At 57.5% G+C, this 15,772-nt stretch carries 17 protein-coding genes; 9 read left to right on the top strand and 8 right to left on the bottom strand.

Features of this window, described 5'->3' with window-relative positions:
- Positions 1-58: 58 nt before the first annotated feature.
- Positions 59-2,833 (bottom strand): DNA gyrase subunit A, encoded by a 2,775-nt coding sequence (gene gyrA, locus AO726_RS01900; protein ID WP_058066350.1) that lies wholly within the window; start codon positions 2,831-2,833, stop codon positions 59-61.
- Between the two features lie 237 nt (positions 2,834-3,070).
- Complete coding sequence (gene mtnA / locus AO726_RS01905; protein ID WP_058066351.1) at positions 3,071-4,147, bottom strand: S-methyl-5-thioribose-1-phosphate isomerase; 1,077 nt, start codon at positions 4,145-4,147, stop codon at positions 3,071-3,073.
- A gap of 135 nt (positions 4,148-4,282) precedes the next feature.
- On the opposite strand from mtnA, the gene AO726_RS01910 reads away from it, so the two are divergent.
- From AO726_RS01910 to AO726_RS01930, 5 genes are all read left to right on the top strand, one after another.
- A complete protein-coding gene (locus AO726_RS01910; protein WP_058066352.1) occupies positions 4,283-5,620 on the top strand; it encodes a TRZ/ATZ family hydrolase in 1,338 nt (445 codons plus the stop codon).
- Positions 5,621-5,740: 120 nt separating this feature from the next.
- A complete protein-coding gene (gene ubiG, locus AO726_RS01915; RefSeq protein WP_058066353.1) occupies positions 5,741-6,439 on the top strand; it encodes a bifunctional 2-polyprenyl-6-hydroxyphenol methylase/3-demethylubiquinol 3-O-methyltransferase UbiG in 699 nt (232 codons plus the stop codon).
- A gap of 5 nt (positions 6,440-6,444) precedes the next feature.
- Entirely contained in the window at positions 6,445-7,116 is a 672-nt protein-coding gene (gene mupP, locus AO726_RS01920; protein ID WP_058066354.1) for an N-acetylmuramic acid 6-phosphate phosphatase MupP, read from the top strand.
- A 39-nt stretch (positions 7,117-7,155) separates the two neighbouring features.
- Positions 7,156-7,896, top strand: a complete 741-nt coding sequence (locus AO726_RS01925; protein ID WP_058066355.1) for a YciK family oxidoreductase — start codon at positions 7,156-7,158, stop codon at positions 7,894-7,896.
- 202 nt (positions 7,897-8,098) lie between these two features.
- Positions 8,099-9,025, top strand: coding sequence for a GGDEF domain-containing protein (locus AO726_RS01930; protein WP_058066356.1), 927 nt, complete (start codon positions 8,099-8,101; stop codon positions 9,023-9,025).
- 69 nt (positions 9,026-9,094) lie between these two features.
- On the opposite strand, the gene rluB is transcribed toward AO726_RS01930, so the two are convergent.
- The 6 genes from rluB to AO726_RS01960 all read right to left on the bottom strand — a co-directional run bounded on the left by rluB (position 9,095) and on the right by AO726_RS01960 (position 13,691).
- Positions 9,095-10,207: a 23S rRNA pseudouridine(2605) synthase RluB gene (gene rluB, locus AO726_RS01935; protein WP_058066357.1), complete on the bottom strand. Its 1,113-nt coding sequence runs from the start codon at positions 10,205-10,207 to the stop codon at positions 9,095-9,097.
- A gap of 134 nt (positions 10,208-10,341) precedes the next feature.
- Entirely contained in the window at positions 10,342-10,509 is a 168-nt protein-coding gene (locus AO726_RS01940) for a DUF1289 domain-containing protein (RefSeq protein ID WP_058066358.1), read from the bottom strand.
- A 9-nt stretch (positions 10,510-10,518) separates the two neighbouring features.
- Positions 10,519-11,343 carry an SMC-Scp complex subunit ScpB gene (scpB, locus tag AO726_RS01945; protein WP_058066359.1) on the bottom strand — a complete coding sequence of 275 codons (825 nt, stop codon included), beginning with the start codon at positions 11,341-11,343 and terminating at the stop codon, positions 10,519-10,521.
- Positions 11,344-11,345: 2 nt separating this feature from the next.
- Positions 11,346-12,044: a segregation and condensation protein A gene (locus AO726_RS01950; protein ID WP_162491572.1), complete on the bottom strand. Its 699-nt coding sequence runs from the start codon at positions 12,042-12,044 to the stop codon at positions 11,346-11,348.
- A gap of 140 nt (positions 12,045-12,184) precedes the next feature.
- A complete protein-coding gene (locus AO726_RS01955; protein ID WP_058066361.1) occupies positions 12,185-12,814 on the bottom strand; it encodes an L-threonylcarbamoyladenylate synthase in 630 nt (209 codons plus the stop codon).
- 13 nt (positions 12,815-12,827) lie between these two features.
- Complete coding sequence (locus AO726_RS01960) at positions 12,828-13,691, bottom strand: PHP domain-containing protein (protein ID WP_058066362.1); 864 nt, start codon at positions 13,689-13,691, stop codon at positions 12,828-12,830.
- Between the two features lie 147 nt (positions 13,692-13,838).
- Between AO726_RS01960 and AO726_RS01965 the strand changes: the two genes are divergently transcribed.
- From AO726_RS01965 to AO726_RS01980, 4 genes are all read left to right on the top strand, one after another.
- Positions 13,839-14,138 (top strand): YciI family protein, encoded by a 300-nt coding sequence (locus tag AO726_RS01965; RefSeq protein ID WP_058067069.1) that lies wholly within the window; start codon positions 13,839-13,841, stop codon positions 14,136-14,138.
- A gap of 40 nt (positions 14,139-14,178) precedes the next feature.
- Positions 14,179-14,556, top strand: coding sequence for a hypothetical protein (locus tag AO726_RS01970; protein ID WP_058066363.1), 378 nt, complete (start codon positions 14,179-14,181; stop codon positions 14,554-14,556).
- A 3-nt stretch (positions 14,557-14,559) separates the two neighbouring features.
- Positions 14,560-15,237, top strand: coding sequence for a response regulator transcription factor (locus AO726_RS01975; protein ID WP_058066364.1), 678 nt, complete (start codon positions 14,560-14,562; stop codon positions 15,235-15,237).
- Positions 15,238-15,342: 105 nt separating this feature from the next.
- Entirely contained in the window at positions 15,343-15,753 is a 411-nt protein-coding gene (locus AO726_RS01980) for an LTXXQ domain protein (protein ID WP_058066365.1), read from the top strand.
- Positions 15,754-15,772: the final 19 nt, after the last annotated feature.

Below are 15,772 nucleotides of genomic sequence, written 5' to 3' on the forward strand. Positions count from 1 at the left end.
GAATTCCACGGCCCGCCAGACACTACACCAGCGGGGCGGCCTAAGCCGCCCCGACAGATCACTCTTCGCTTAGCGGGGCTGCATCCTCGCCCGCATCGGCTTCAGTGGCATCCTCTGCCTGAACGTCGGCAATTTCTTCGCCTTCCAGCAGCTCATCTTCGCCATCGTCCGACGGTTCCTGTACGCGCTCCAGACCAACCAGGGTTTCATCCTTGGCCAGTTTGATCAGGGTTACACCCTGCGTGTTACGGCCCAAGCATGAAATTTCGCTAACACGGGTACGCACCAGTGTGCCTTGGTCAGAAATCAGCATGATTTCCTCACCGTCGAGCACCTGCACAGCCCCAACCAGCTTGCCGTTACGCTCGTTGCTGACCATGGCGATAACGCCCTGACCGCCACGACCACGGCGTGGGAACTCCTGAATCTCGGTACGCTTGCCGTAGCCACGCTCGGAGGCGGTCAGGATCTGCGCGCCACCTTCTGGGATCAGCATGGAAATGATGCGCTGACCTTCCATCAGGCGCATGCCGCGCACACCGCGAGCGGTACGCCCCATGGTGCGGACGTGTTTTTCCTTGAAGCGGATAACCTTGCCGCCGTCAGAGAACATCATCACATCACGCGCACCATCAGTGATGGCAGCCGCGATCAGGGTGTCACCCTCTTCCAGCTTCAGGGCAATCAGACCGCTACTACGCGGACGGCTGAACTGCACCAGCGGAGTCTTCTTCACAGTACCGAACGCGGTTGCCATAAAGATGTAGGCGCCAGTCGGCTCGTCCTGCTCGTCATCCGCCACCTCGGAATCGCCGTCCTCAGCGCCTTCAGCCTCAACAACCTCACCTTCCAACACGACGCCTTCGGCATCGTCCAGCTCGTCTTCGTCACCACCACTTTGCTGCAGGGCTTCCAGATCGACCTGAAGCATGGCGGTGATACGCTCACCTTCATCCAGCGGCAGTAAGTTCACCAGCGGACGACCACGTGCAGCGCGGGAGGCTTCCGGGATTTCGTAGGTTTTCAGCCAATAAACCTTACCTTTGCTGGAGAACAGCAGCAGCGTGGCATGGCTGTTGGCAACCAACAGGTGCTCGATGTAATCCTCATCTTTCACGCCAGTCGCCGACTTACCGCGACCGCCACGGCGCTGAGCCTGATAGGCATGCAGCGGCTGGCTCTTGGCATAGCCACCGTGGGAAATAGTGACAACACGCTCTTCTTCGGTGATCAGGTCGGCAATGGTCAGGTCCATGCGCGATGCAACGATTTCGGTGCGACGGTCATCGCCGAATTCAGCCTTAATCGCCTCCAGTTCTTCGCGGATCACTTCCATCAGGCGCTCGGCGCTGGTCAGGATGCGAATCAGCTCACCAATCTGAGTCAGAATTTCCTGATATTCGGCCAGCAGTTTTTCATGCTCAAGACCGGTCAGGCGGTGCAGGCGCAGATCCAGAATGGCCTGAGCTTGTTCCGGTGACAGGAAGTACTTGCCATCACGCAGACCGTATTGCGGGTCTAGGTCTTCCGGGCGGCAGGTATCGGCACCGGCACGCTCAACCATTGCTTCAACGGCGGCGGATTCCCACGCAGTGCTGATCAGCGCCTGCTTGGCTTCTGCCGGGGTTGGCGAGGCTTTGATCAGGGCAATAACCGGATCAATGTTTGACAGCGCAACGGCCTGCCCTTCAAGGATATGGCCACGCTCACGCGCCTTGCGCAGCTCGAACACGGTGCGGCGGGTAACCACTTCGCGACGGTGCAGAATAAAGGCTTCGAGCATGTCTTTAAGGTTCAGGACACGCGGCTGACCGTCAATCAACGCTACGACGTTGATACCGAACACGCTCTGCATCTGGGTCTGCGCGTACAGGTTGTTCAGCACAACCTCTGGCACTTCACCACGGCGCAGCTCGATCACCACGCGCATACCGTCCTTGTCGGACTCGTCGCGCAGCTCGGTGATCCCTTCGATTTTCTTTTCTTTGACCAGCTCAGCGATCTTCTCGATCAGGCGCGCCTTATTCAGCTGGTAAGGCAGCTCAGTCACGACGATCTGCTGGCGGGTACCGCTCTTGTCGATGTCTTCGACTTCAGCACGGGCGCGCATGTAAATGCGGCCACGGCCAGTGCGGTAAGCCTCGATGATACCGGCGCGGCCATTGATAATGCCCGCAGTAGGGAAGTCCGGACCTGGGATGTGCTGCATCAGCTCATCCACAGTCAGCTCCGGGTTCTCGATCAGGGCCAGACAGCCGTTGATCACCTCAGTGAGGTTGTGCGGCGGGATGTTGGTCGCCATGCCAACAGCAATACCGCTGGAGCCGTTAACCAACAAGCTTGGAATTTTGGTCGGCATGACCGCCGGAATCAGTTCAGTGCCGTCATAGTTCGGCACCCAATCCACGGTTTCTTTGTGCAGGTCAGCCAGCAGCTCGTGAGCGAGCTTGGTCATACGCACTTCGGTGTATCGCATGGCTGCAGCGTTGTCGCCGTCCACAGAACCGAAGTTACCCTGACCATCTACCAGCAGATAACGCAGGGAGAACGGCTGGGCCATACGTACGATGGTGTCGTATACAGCGGTGTCACCGTGCGGGTGATATTTACCGATTACGTCACCAACCACACGGGCGGACTTCTTGTATGGCTTGTTCCAGTCGTTGCCCAACTCGCTCATCGCAAACAGCACGCGGCGGTGTACAGGCTTCAAGCCATCACGTGCATCAGGCAGTGCCCGACCGACGATTACGCTCATTGCGTAGTCGAGGTAAGACTGCTTGAGTTCGTCTTCAATATTGACCGGGAGGATTTCTTTGGCCAGTTCGCCCATGAGTAGCCTGGTTCCTTTTTCTGGTGAAACTCCGCGCCATTCGTCCTGAATGACAGGGAGCCAGTCGCCCAGCCTTACGGCTTACAGCGACTCACGACAAATCAATCAGTTATGCCATCTATCAGCGCTGGTAAGAGGCCCCATCAAGGGCCCCTGAAACCGCCGGAGCTTACCACAAACAGTACGCTGCACCTATCCCTTAGAGCAGCGAGTAGACGGTACAGACAGCGACTGGTGTCAATGCAGACGTTTACGGCACATTAACTGTGCCAGTTTCTCGGCATCCGGACGCTCTACAACGCCTTTTTCCGTCACCAGGAAGTCGATCAGATCGGCAGGCGTGATGTCATATACCGGATTAAATGCTGCAACCTCTCCGCCCAGGCCTTCACCGGCCATCGCCAGAAGCTCTCCAGCCGCACGCTCTTCCAGAACGAGCTCATCACCATGGCACAACGACATATCGATACAGCAGCTCGATGCCACCACCATAACTCGAACGCCATGATGCATGGCTGCCACGGAGAGCTGGTAAGAGCCAATTTTGCCGACCACATCGCCATTTGCGGCAATTCTGTCCGCACCTAACACCAGCCAGGTGATCGGCTCCATCTTCATTAAATGAGAAGCTGCAGAATCCGCCACCACAGTGACAGGGATGTGCTCCTGAGCCAGCTCCCAGGCGGTTAGCCTCGACCCCAGCAGCAGCGGCCGGGTTTCATCGGTGTAGATGCGTTCAACCAGTTGCCGTCGCCAAGCGGCACGCACGACGCCCAACGCTGTACCAAACCCTCCGGTTGCCAATGCCCCGGCATTGCCGTGGGTCATTAGACACTGCGCACCTTCCTGATGACGCCGAATCAGCCCTATACCATATTCCGCCATGGCCAGATTGGCTTCACGGTCAGCCTGATGAATCGCCACTGCTTCAGCCTCCATCAGCGCTGGCAGATGATCAGCACTTGAGTGTCGCTGCAACTGTTCACGCATATGCGCCAACACCTGCAACAAGTTAAAGACTGCAGGCCGCGCCGACTCCAGCTCAGCAATGTCGCTCAGCACAGACTCAAACCACTGCTCACTACAGCGAAAATGACGCCGAACAGACATCGACACTGCATATGCTGCACAGATGGCGATTGCCGCACCACCACGCACGCTCAGGGTTCGAATTGCCTGGGCGACCTCAGTCGCTTCCACACACGGCAGCCAAACGTTTCTATCCGGCAGCATCCGCTGATCCAGAATATGCACAGCGCCGTCGCACCAGCGGACTGAACAGACCACCTCGGTCGATAACAATTGATCGCGCATCACTCCCCCATACTCAGCCGGCCATTATAGGCACAAGGTCGGCCAAACCTATGCACAGCTCACTGACAACCCTTCATGACCCAGGCGTTCCCCTATACACTCCCCCTCTTTTTTATGCGTTATGGAGAACCCGCCATGCCCCGCCCTGTGCTTGACCTGCTGCTCCTGCCGGACTGGCTGGTCCCGGTCGAACCTGCGGGCGTGCTACTGAAGAACCATGGCTTGGGCGTAGCGGACGGAAAAATCGTACTGATCGCGCCCCGCGCAGATGCGCTAAAGCATCAAGCCAAACACGTGATGGAACTGCCGGGGCGGCTACTGACGCCGGGCTTGGTGAATGCCCACGGGCATGCAGCAATGAGCCTGTTTCGTGGTATTGCAGACGACTTACCGCTGACCACCTGGTTGGAAAAGCACATCTGGCCAGCTGAGGCCAAATGGGTCACCGAGCAGTTCGTGCAGGATGGCACCGAACTAGCCATTGCCGAACAGCTGAAAGGCGGAATCACCTGCTTTTCGGATATGTACTTTTACCCGCAAGCAGCCTGCGGGCAAGTTCACGAAAGCGGCATTCGCGCCCAGATCACCCTACCCATCCTCGACTTCCCGATTCCCGGTGCCCGTGATGCCGCAGAAGCTCTGCGCAACGGCATGAGACTGTTTGATGACCTGCGCCACCATCCGCGCCTGAAAGTCGCCTTTGGTCCTCACGCTCCTTACACCGTCAGCGATGACAAGTTGGAGAACATTCGGGTTCTAGCCGACCAGCTGGACGCAGGCATTCATATGCACGTTCACGAAACCGCCCATGAGGTTCGCCAGAGCCTGGAGCAAAGGGGCGAACGTCCCCTGGCCCGACTCAATCGCCTCGGTCTCTTGGGCCCGCGTTTCCAGGCCGTGCATATGACCCAGATAAATGATGACGACCTCGAACTACTGGTCACCAGCAACAGCAGCATCATTCATTGCCCGGAATCCAATATGAAGCTGGCCAGCGGCTTCTGCCCGGTTGAAAAACTCTGGCAAGCGGGCATCAACGTAGCCATCGGTACTGACGGCGCAGCCAGCAATAATGATCTCGACCTGCTTGGCGAAACCCGCACCGCAGCCCTGCTGGCCAAAGCGGTCTCCGGATCGGCCTGCGCCCTAGACGCCCACCGAGCCTTGCGCATGGCCACACTTAACGGTGCCCGAGCGTTAGGACTGGATGACCAGATCGGCTCGCTGGAAGTCGGCAAACAGGCCGACTTGGTAGTGTTTAATCTTAACAACTTGGCCCAGCAGCCAGTGTATGACCCACTTTCACAGCTGATTTACACCGCAGGCAGCGCCTGTACAGAGCACCTGTGGGTCGGCGGCAAGCAATTGCTGGAGAGCGGCGCCTTGCTGCGCATGGACGAGCAACGCATCATCGACACCGCCCGCGCGTGGGGTGAAAAGATCCGAACCGGCCAGACGGGCACATCTGCATGACAAACGCTGCGACAAACTGACATACGTCTGCCATGCAACAGACGCCCAATGCACCCGACTAAACTGGCAACATGAGCTATTTGGCTCTCACCCTTGCCGCACTCTGATTCAGGGAACCTTATGAGCAACGTAGACCACGCCGAAATCGCCAAATTTGAAGCACTGGCCCACCGCTGGTGGGACCGTGAAAGCGAGTTCAAGCCCCTGCACGACATCAATCCACTACGCGTCAACTGGATCGACCAGCGCGTCGGTCTGGCTGGCAAGAAAGTGCTGGACGTTGGCTGTGGCGGCGGCATTCTCAGCGAAGCTATGGCCCAGCGCGGCGCTAACGTAACCGGCATTGACATGGGCGAAGCACCGCTGGCTGTAGCACAGCTACACCAGCTGGAGTCTGGCGTACAGGTTGAATACCGCCAGATCACCGCAGAAGCGCTGGCCGAGGAAATGCCCGCCCAGTTTGATGTGGTCACCTGCCTGGAGATGCTTGAGCACGTACCCGACCCCGCCTCGGTCATCCGCGCCTGCTACAAAATGGTCAAACCCGGCGGCCAGGTGTTTTTCTCCACCATCAACCGCAACCCCAAGGCTTACATGTTCGCCATCATTGGTGCGGAATACATCATGCGCCTGCTGCCACGCGGCACCCATGACTTCAAGAAATTCATTCGCCCTTCCGAGCTCGGCGCTTGGTGCCGCGCTGCCAATCTTCAGGTCAAAGACATTATCGGACTGACCTACAACCCGCTGACCAAACACTACAAGTTGGCCCCGGATGTGGACGTCAACTATATGATCCAGACTCTGCGCGAGGAATAAGGGGCATGCGTTTACGTGCAGTACTTTTTGACATGGATGGCACGCTACTCGACAGCGCCCCCGACTTTATCGCCATCTGTCACGCAATGCGTACAGAGCGCGGGCTGGAGCCGGTTGCGGACAAACTGATCCGTGACAACGTCTCCGGTGGAGCCCGTGCCATGGTCGCCGCCAACTTCAATATGAGCGTGGATGACGACGGCTTTGAAGCCCTGCGCCTGGAGTTTTTGGAGCGCTACCAAAACCACTGCGCAGTCCTGACCCGCCCATTCGACGGCATTGGTCAACTGCTCAATGAAATTGAGCAGGCCAATATGATCTGGGGCGTGGCCACCAACAAACCAGTACGCTACGCCGAACCGATCATGCAGCAACTCAGCCTGGCCGAACGCTCTGCCGTGTTGGTCTGCCCTGACCACGTCAGCCGCAGCAAGCCCGATCCAGAGATGATCCTGCTCGCCTGCGAGAAAATGGGCGTAGCGCCGTCAGCCACCCTGTTTGTCGGTGACGACGAAAGGGACATCGAAGCGGGCCGGGCCGCAGGCTGCAAAACAGCTGCAGTCAGCTATGGCTACATCCATCCTCAGGACAATCCCCGTAACTGGGGCGCAGACGTGGTGGTGGACAGTCCCATGGAACTGCGTGACGTTCTTGAACGCGCTCAATGCGGCTGCTGAATCCCCACGCAGCCACAAATGAATCAATGAGGCTTATTCATGTTTGATTACACTGCCCGCCCTGACCTGCTGAAAAACCGGGTAATTCTGGTCACAGGCGCAGGTCGCGGAATCGGCGCTGCAGCGGCCATGAGCTATGCTGCCCATGGCGCTACCGTGCTCCTGCTGGGCAAAACAGAAGATCATCTGGCCCGCATTTACGATGCCATCGAAGCCGCGGGATACCCACAAGCTGCGGTCATTCCGTTCAACCTGGAAACCGCACTGCCACACCAGTACGACGAACTCGCGGCCATGATCGAAGCCGAGTTCGGCAAAATTGACGGTCTCCTGCACAATGCCTCCATCATCGGCCCACGCACTCCGCTGGAACAGCTGTCTGGCGATAACTTCATGCGCGTCATGCAGATCAACGTCAACGCCATGTTTATGCTGACCAGCACCCTGCTGCCGCTGCTGAAACTCTCGGACGATGCTTCAGTGATATTCACCTCCAGCAGTGTCGGCCGCAAAGGACGGGCGTACTGGGGCGCCTACGCGGTGTCAAAATTTGCCACCGAAGGCCTGATGCAGGTGATGGCCGATGAAGTCGAAGGCATCAGCAATGTTCGCGCAAACAGCGTAAACCCAGGTGCAACCCGCACCGACATGCGCGCCCAGGCTTACCCTGGTGAAAACCCGCAGAACAACCCTCTGCCCGAAGCCATCATGCCGGTCTATTTGTACCTGATGGGTCCCGACAGCAAAGGCGTCAACGGCAAAGCATTCGACGCCCAGTGACCCCCGCATCACCGCCGGTTTTCCGGCGGTGATAACCGCAAAGACAGCAATTAGCCACTACGCACGGCAAAATTCCGGCAAACATTTGCCACTACCGCTCTCCAACACCTCTGAAAGCCAGTAAATTCAAGGCTTATCAAGGTTGGCATGAAAATCGCTCTAGCCCATACATTACCGCGTTACGGGTTAGAGGTAGAGTTTCATGTCACCGCGTAAACCAACCAACACTATTGATTTTGATACCGCCAAACTGCAACGCCTTGGCTACACCAAGCCTGCACAGAAGCCGATCAAGCCAATCAGCTTGGCGCAGTTGCGTCAGCAGCTCAATTTGCGCCTGCAAACCTCACTGGAAGTGGAGCGCATCATCGAGATGTTCTTCAACGAGGTGCAGCAGCTAATCCCGCTGAACACCCTGAGCTACGAGCTGAGCTCCTGCGACCTGCGATTCGAACTGGGTGAACGCGCCACGCACTGCGCCAGTTACCACCTCAATCATCAGGACCAATACTTAGGTGAGCTGACCTTCCGCCGCAGCGTCCGCTTCAGAGAAGAAGAACTCGCACAGCTGGAATCACTCTTGGCCAGCCTGGTCTACCCCCTGCGCAACGCCCTGCTCTACCGAGTTGCCGTACATTCTGCGCTGCGTGATCCGCTGACTGAGACCGGCAACCGCATTGCCATGGAGCAGGCGCTGGGCCGCGAAATCGAAATTGCCCGGCGCAACCTGCAGCCTTTGTCGATCCTAATGATCGATATCGACCACTTTAAACAGATCAACGACAACCATGGCCATGGTACCGGCGATGAAGCCCTGAAAGCCGTAGCAGGCGCTCTGAAATCCAGCCTGCGCAATGTCGACATGGTCTTCCGCATCGGCGGTGAAGAGTTTCTGGTGCTACTGTCCAACACTAGCCAGGAAGCAGCCTCCATGGTGGGTGAGCGCCTGCGCCAGGCGGTGATGAACACCCAGTATGTGGTAAACGGCGAAGCCATGACGCTGTCGATCAGCCTTGGTTGTGCAAGCCTGCAACCGGGCGAGTCGAAAGACAGCCTGATGCACCGTGCTGACTGCGCTATGTATGCCTCCAAACGCGCCGGCCGTAACCGTCTGTCTATGGCCAGCTAAAACCTGCTGCCTCATAGATGCGCATAAAAAAGGCGACCCTAAGGTCGCCTTTTTAGCATCTGCCAGACTTTATTCAGGCTTGCGGCCACGGCCAAAGCCAGGACGCTGACCGTCCCGGGCCGGCTGGCTGCGGCGTTTGTCAGCACCTGCTGGCTTGCGACCCGGACGCTCAGTCAGCTCAATGCCAGGACGTTGACGCTTCTTGCCTACTTCAGCCGGACGCTCCGCCACCGGCGTACCACGACCTTGTTCCTGACGCGAGGCGCGCCCACGCCCGCCTTCAGCAGAGGCTGGCGAACCGTTGGCCGGACGCAGCGTGCGTGCCGGGCGCTCACCACGTACAGGTTTGGCCGCCTTGCGCTGCATACGCTCCAGCTTGTCACGGGCCTTTTCCTTCATCTCTGGCAAGGCAACCGGCTTGAGGCCAACTTCCTCACTGAGGATATCGACTTCACGCTGCCCCATCTCACGCCAACGCCCCATCGGCAGGTCAGAAGTCATGAATACCGGACCGAAACGCACGCGCTTCAAACGGCTGACCACAACGCCCTGGGATTCCCAAAGACGGCGTACCTCACGGTTACGACCTTCCATCACCACGCAGTGATACCAGTGGTTAAAGCCTTCACCGCCCGGCGCTTCCTGAATATCAGTGAACTTAGCTGGGCCGTCTTCCAGCATGACGCCAGCCTTCAGACGCTCGATCATCTCTTCAGTGACTTCACCACGTACGCGCACAGCGTATTCACGGTCCATCTGATACGAAGGGTGCATCAGGCGGTTAGCCAGCTCACCGTCAGTGGTGAACATCAGCAAACCGGTGGTGTTGATATCCAGACGACCGATATTGATCCAGCGGCCTTCACGCGGACGCGGCAGACGATCAAACACAGTCGGACGGCCTTCAGGGTCGTCACGGGTGCAGATTTCACCTTCTGGCTTGTTGTAGATGATGACGCGGCGAACGGTTTCAGCACGCTCTTCGCGGCGAATCACCTTGCCATCAACGGCAATGGCGTCATGCAGGTCAACGCGCATACCCAACGTGGCCACTTCACCATTGACCTTAACGCGGCCAGCGGTGATCCAGGCTTCAACTTCACGGCGGGACGCCAGCCCCATACGGGCCATGACTTTTTGCAGCTTCTCGCCTGCAGGACGGATTTCTTCGATTTCACTCATCTGGGCACCTCCCGGTGTTATCTGGTGAATAGACGAGCCAGACTGGCTCATCGAGGGGCGCGGATCATACGCGAAATATGGGTACACCGCACGGTTCAGATTAGCTGGTGATCAGCAGACCTTCAGTTTTTATCCTAAGACAACGCCGAAAGCGTCAGCAAACGCATGTCTGCTTCAGCCAACACCGCCCGCTGCTCGGCCTTGTCGAGCTTTTTCCAGGCTTTAATTTCAGCTTTACTGCGACCGCAACCGCGACAGATATTTCGATCAAACTTGCAGACTTTAATGCATGGATTCTTCACATCAACGCCCTAATTGCCTGATACCGGCTCCTCCTCGGCAACTGGCCGATCTTCATCGGTATCATCTTGAGTGTCTTGGCCCAACGCTGGCTCATCCTGCTCACCTGGCCAAACAGCCAGGTCATCGAAATCGGTTTTTAGACCTACTTCCATAGAGTCCAGTTCTGCCAGCAGGCTGCTGAAACTGGTTTCTTCTGAGACTTCGATGGTTTCTTCTTCAGCCGCTGCTGCATCAACCCGTGCCTGCAATCCTTCTGGAACAGCAGGATCATCATCAAAGGCCAACGCTGGCTCAGGCTCCAACTCACGTAGAGCGGCCAGTGGCGGCAGCTCATCCAAGCTTTTCAGGTTGAAGTGATCAAGGAACGAACGGGTGGTGGCAAACATAGCGGGCTTGCCCGGCACATCCCGGTAGCCCACCACACGAATCCACTCTCGCTCAAGCAAGGTTTTGACGATCTGACTGTTGACCGCAACGCCCCGCACATCTTCAATTTCGCCTCGGGTGATCGGCTGGCGATAGGCGATCAGAGCCAGAGTCTCCAACATCGCCCGGGAATAACGCTGCGGACGCTCTTCCCACAACCGGCCCACCCACGGCGCAAAACGCTCGCGTACTTGCAGTCGGTAGCCAGAGGCCACTTCCACTAACTCAAAGGCCCGACCTTCGCAGGATTTGGCCAGATGTTCCAACGCCTGCTTAAACAGCCCAGGCTCTGGCCGTTCGGCTTCTTCAAATAACTCGAACAACCGCTCAAGGGAGTTGGCTTTACCGGAGGCCAGCAAAAAAGCTTCAAGCAAGCTGGCCAGTTCCTGGGGATCATTCAGATTCATGCTTATTCAGCCCGCGCCCGCACATGGATTGGCCCGAAGGCTTCGTTCTGCACCAACTCGACCAATGATTCCTTGATCAACTCAAGCACCGCCATAAAGGTCACCACTACGCCAAGCTTGCCTTCCTCGGCAGTAAAAAGACTGACAAAAGGTACAAATGCCCCGCCTTTGAGACGTTCCAGCACTTCGCTCATACGCTCGCGGGTGGACAAGACCTCCCGCGTGACCTGATGGCTTTCAAACATATCCGCCCGGCGCAGTACTTCTGCCATGGACACCAGCAGCTCTTCCAAACTGACATCCGGCAACAGCTTGCGGGCACGGGCTTCCGGTGCATCCAGACGTGGCACGGTTATATCGCGGCCAACGCGGCTCAGGCCATCAATACCTTCTGCGGCGGCCTTGAAACGCTCGTATTCCTGCAGGCGGCGGATCAGTTCGGCACGCGGATCTTCTTCCTCAGCATCCGCCTCAGCTGATCGCGGCAGCAGCATGCGTGACTTGATCTCAGCCAACATAGCAGCCATCACCAGATACTCAGCGGCCAGTTCCAGGCGAACTGTACGCATCAGCTCGACATAGCTCATGTACTGTCGGGTGATCTCTGCAACAGGAATATCCAGAACATCAATATTCTGTTTACGGATCAGGTACAGCAGCAGGTCCAACGGCCCCTCGAAAGCCTCTAGGAAGACCTCCAGCGCGTCCGGCGGAATATAAAGATCCTGCGGCAGCTCGGTCAGCGCCTGGCCATAGACCACGGCAAATGGCAGTTCTTGCTGAGCGCCAGCCTGTGGGTCCGGGGCAATTTGTTCTGTCATAGGGGTTCTCGCGTCCGGGCTCAGCGCTCAGCGCCGAATGGTGTCGGATCACCACACCCAACCCGTAGCACCTGTGGTTCTTCTTCAAGCAGACTGACCACGGTAGAAGCCTCGAGATTGCCGTAGCCACCATCAATCACCAGATCCACCTGATGCTCAAGCATCTGGCGCATCTCGTAAGGATCGCTCATGGGCAGAGACTCGCCCGGCAAAATCAGGCTGACACTCATCAGCGGCTCACCCAGCTCAGCCAGCAATGCCAGGGCAATAGGATGACTCGGCACACGCATGCCGATGGTGCGGCGCTTGGCATGCAGCATGATACGCGGCACTTCCCGGGTCGCATTGAGAATGAAGGTGTAAGGGCCCGGCGTGTAGGTCTTGAGCAGGCGGAAGGCGGCCGTATCAACCTTGGCAAAGGTGCTCAACTGAGAAAGATCAGAGCACGCCAAGGTAAAGTTGTGCTTGTCATCCAGTTGGCGCAGGCGACGGATTTTCTCCAGAGCGCCTTTATCACCCAACTGACAGCCGAGTGCGTAGGAGGAATCGGTCGGATACACCACGACGCCACCGTTGCGAATGATGTCAGCAGCCTGCTTGATCAGCCGCGGCTGGGGATTTTCCGGGTGTATCTGAAAGAACTGGCTCACTCTCGATCCCTGATCAGATTGCTATTTGTTGTTCTGCCTGGCCAAAGCGTTGCCACAGAAGCGGCAGATCGTCAGGTAACGGGCGATACATGCCCAACTCTGACCATTGGCCCGGACCATGGAAGTCACTACCAGCACTCACTAACAGTCCGAATTCTCGCGCCAGAATGGCCAGCGTGCCAACCTGTTCTGCAGGCTGCATACCATTGACCACCTCCAGCGCATGCCCGCCAGCACCTATAAACTCCGCCACCAGCTTGCGCCTTTTACTGCGGGTAAAGTCGTAATGCCAAGGGTGGGCTAGGCTCACCCATGCGCCAGAACGGCGTAGTGTGCCGACAGTCTCAGTCAACTCTGGCCAATGCTGTTTAACGTCGCCCAGTTTGCCTGCACCGAGCCATTTACGGAAAGCCTCGGTACGATCCTTCACATAACCCGCACGTATCAGATAATCAGCAAAATGTGGCCTGGCCGGGGCATTACCGCTGTCGCCGAGCGCCTGCTGAATCTCTCGGGCACCTTCTAGCGCCCCACTCATGCCTTTAAGAGCCAAACGCCTGGAGATTTCCTCGGCCCGCAGCCAGCGACCTTCATGCAGGGCAGTGATGGCCTTCTGTATAGCGGGAGCGGCAGGATCAAAGTCATAACCCAGCACGTGAATAGTCGCCCCGCCCCAAGTACAGGACAGTTCGATGCCACTTATCAAACGGACTCCCAGCTTGCGCGCTTCAGCCCGCGCCTCTTCAAGGCCTTCCAGGGTGTCATGGTCCGTCAGCGCCAACGTCCGTACACCACGCTCATGGGCGCGGGCCACCAGCGCAGCCGGGCTGAGTGAGCCATCTGACGCGGTACTGTGGCAATGTAGATCAACTTCCATAACGGGCACTTTTCGAGTCATTCATGTTTGTTATTATGCAGGCAGATCACGATTCTTGCTGGCCCACACGACCATTCCCCTAAGTAAGCTGAGTTTGGCTGTTTTTATCTGGCTCGCCAGCAGCACACCTACTGATTAAGGACCATGATGTTTTACGCAATCATCGCCACCGACGCTGAGAACTCACTGCAAGGCCGTCTGGATGCACGCCCTGCACACTTGGCCCGTCTCGAACAGCTGAAAAATGAAGGTCGCCTGCTGCTGGCTGGCCCGCATCCGGCGGTAGACAGCAACGATCCGGGCCCTGCTGGCTTTTCCGGCAGCCTGATCGTGGCAGAATTCGAATCCCTGACGGCTGCACAGCAATGGGCTGAAGCCGATCCTTATCGGGCCGCCGGGGTGTATGCCTCTGTTCTGGTTAAACCATTCAAACGTGTACTGCCGTAACCCTCTGACGTCTGCCACCTCTAATAATTAAGGATTTCCGATGAGATTAGGCTCACTGATTCTGCTGACAGCGTTATCTGCTCCTTGCTCTGTGCTTGCCGAACAAACCACACCGGTGTCATCTGAAATCTCAACGGCTGCGGCTGCTCCGACTGCAGCAGTGCAAGCGTCCACAGCGCTCGAACTGCAGCTGCAACAGCAAACGGCAGAGCAGGACGTTCAGCTGCAAGCTGCCCGCGAAGAAAATCAGCGCCTGCTCCAGAGACTGAGCCAGGCTCAGGCCAATAGCGCTCCACCGCCGCTGATTAGCGAACAACAAGCTTGGTACCTGATCGGCGCAGGTACTTTCCTGCTCGGCACTCTGCTCGGTGCATTGCTTCGTGGAAGCCGGCGGACCCGCCGTGAGTGGCTCAACTAAGCCATGTCTCATCTGCTACTGATAGACGATGATGTCGAACTCTGCGAACTGCTGGGCAGCTGGCTGACCCAGGAAGGCTTCCAGGTCAACGCCTGCCACGACGGCGCCAGCGCGCGTGAGGTCCTAAGTGCACTCACGCCCGAGGCCGTAGTGCTGGATGTCATGCTCCCGGATGGCAGCGGACTGGAGCTGCTTAAAAAGCTTCGCAGCGATTATCCAGACCTGCCGGTTCTGATGCTATCAGCACGTGGAGAGCCGCTGGATCGAATATTGGGCTTGGAACTGGGAGCTGATGATTACCTGGCTAAGCCATGCGACCCGCGCGAGCTCACCGCTCGTTTGCGGGCCGTGCTGCGGCGCAGCCATACCCCCGCGCAAAGCAGTCAATTCGATTTGGGCGACCTGCATTACAGTCAGGCCCGAGGCACCGTCAGCATTGGTGATCACGAAGTCACCTTGACCGTCTCCGAAAGCCGCATTCTTGAAGCGCTGCTGCAACAACCCGGCGAGCCGGTAGACAAACAAGTGCTGGCGCAGCTGGCTCTGGGCCGCAAACTAACCCTGTACGACCGCAGCCTGGATATGCACGTCAGTAACCTGCGCAAAAAGCTCGGCCCACACAGCGACGGCCGTCAACGTATCCTGGCCTTACGCAGCCGTGGCTACTATTACGCGGTTTAACCGTTTATTTACCAAAGCTTTACGTTGCCCTGACTGCGCTTGACCTTGACCACCCTAAACTGAGCTCATCCGGTATCCACCGGGCTCAGAGAAGGAGAAATACTCATGCGCAAGACGCTAACCGCAGCCCTGATCGCCCTGACCCTGCCAGCTATGGCTATGGCCATGCCACAAGGTGAACACCGACGCGCCGATGACTTTGGCCCCCGCTTTGCTAAGCAGCTGAACCTAACCCGCGAACAAAGCCGCGACATCCACAAAGCCATGGCAGAAAGCATGCGCACTCGCCATGACATCACCCAGCGTTATCTGGACAAACTGCCTGCAGCCGAAAAACAAGCCATGCAGGACGAACTCAAGGCTGCCCGTGACAAGCAGCAAAGCAGCATTCGCAGCCTGCTGAATTCAGAGCAGCAGAAAGCCTTCGACGAGCTGCAAAAAAAGATGCAGGCGCGACAGGCTGAACGGGCCGAATTCCAAGCCTGGAAGGCCGAGAAGGACAAAAAGGCGCAATAATCTGGCGTCTCTCAGCGCC

It is taken from the genome of Pseudomonas sp. TTU2014-080ASC (genome assembly GCF_001446935.1).
Taxonomy (GTDB): domain Bacteria; phylum Pseudomonadota; class Gammaproteobacteria; order Pseudomonadales; family Pseudomonadaceae; genus Aquipseudomonas.

Excerpts from the sequence above, each read along its gene's own strand:
- AO726_RS01975 (WP_058066364.1), top strand. The coding sequence starts at position 14,560 with ATGTCTCATCTGCTACTGATAGACGATGATGTCGAACTCTGCGAACTG.
- scpB (WP_058066359.1), bottom strand. The coding sequence starts at position 11,343 with ATGAATCTGAATGATCCCCAGGAACTGGCCAGCTTGCTTGAAGCTTTT.
- gyrA (WP_058066350.1), bottom strand. The coding sequence starts at position 2,833 with ATGGGCGAACTGGCCAAAGAAATCCTCCCGGTCAATATTGAAGACGAA.
- AO726_RS01960 (WP_058066362.1), bottom strand. The coding sequence starts at position 13,691 with ATGGAAGTTGATCTACATTGCCACAGTACCGCGTCAGATGGCTCACTC.
- rluB (WP_058066357.1), bottom strand. The coding sequence starts at position 10,207 with ATGAGTGAAATCGAAGAAATCCGTCCTGCAGGCGAGAAGCTGCAAAAA.
- AO726_RS01910 (WP_058066352.1), top strand. The coding sequence starts at position 4,283 with ATGCCCCGCCCTGTGCTTGACCTGCTGCTCCTGCCGGACTGGCTGGTC.
- ubiG (WP_058066353.1), top strand. The coding sequence starts at position 5,741 with ATGAGCAACGTAGACCACGCCGAAATCGCCAAATTTGAAGCACTGGCC.
- AO726_RS01980 (WP_058066365.1), top strand. The coding sequence starts at position 15,343 with ATGCGCAAGACGCTAACCGCAGCCCTGATCGCCCTGACCCTGCCAGCT.
- AO726_RS01925 (WP_058066355.1), top strand. The coding sequence starts at position 7,156 with ATGTTTGATTACACTGCCCGCCCTGACCTGCTGAAAAACCGGGTAATT.
- AO726_RS01970 (WP_058066363.1), top strand. The coding sequence starts at position 14,179 with ATGAGATTAGGCTCACTGATTCTGCTGACAGCGTTATCTGCTCCTTGC.
- mupP (WP_058066354.1), top strand. The coding sequence starts at position 6,445 with ATGCGTTTACGTGCAGTACTTTTTGACATGGATGGCACGCTACTCGAC.
- mtnA (WP_058066351.1), bottom strand. The coding sequence starts at position 4,147 with ATGCGCGATCAATTGTTATCGACCGAGGTGGTCTGTTCAGTCCGCTGG.
- AO726_RS01965 (WP_058067069.1), top strand. The coding sequence starts at position 13,839 with ATGTTTTACGCAATCATCGCCACCGACGCTGAGAACTCACTGCAAGGC.
- AO726_RS01930 (WP_058066356.1), top strand. The coding sequence starts at position 8,099 with ATGTCACCGCGTAAACCAACCAACACTATTGATTTTGATACCGCCAAA.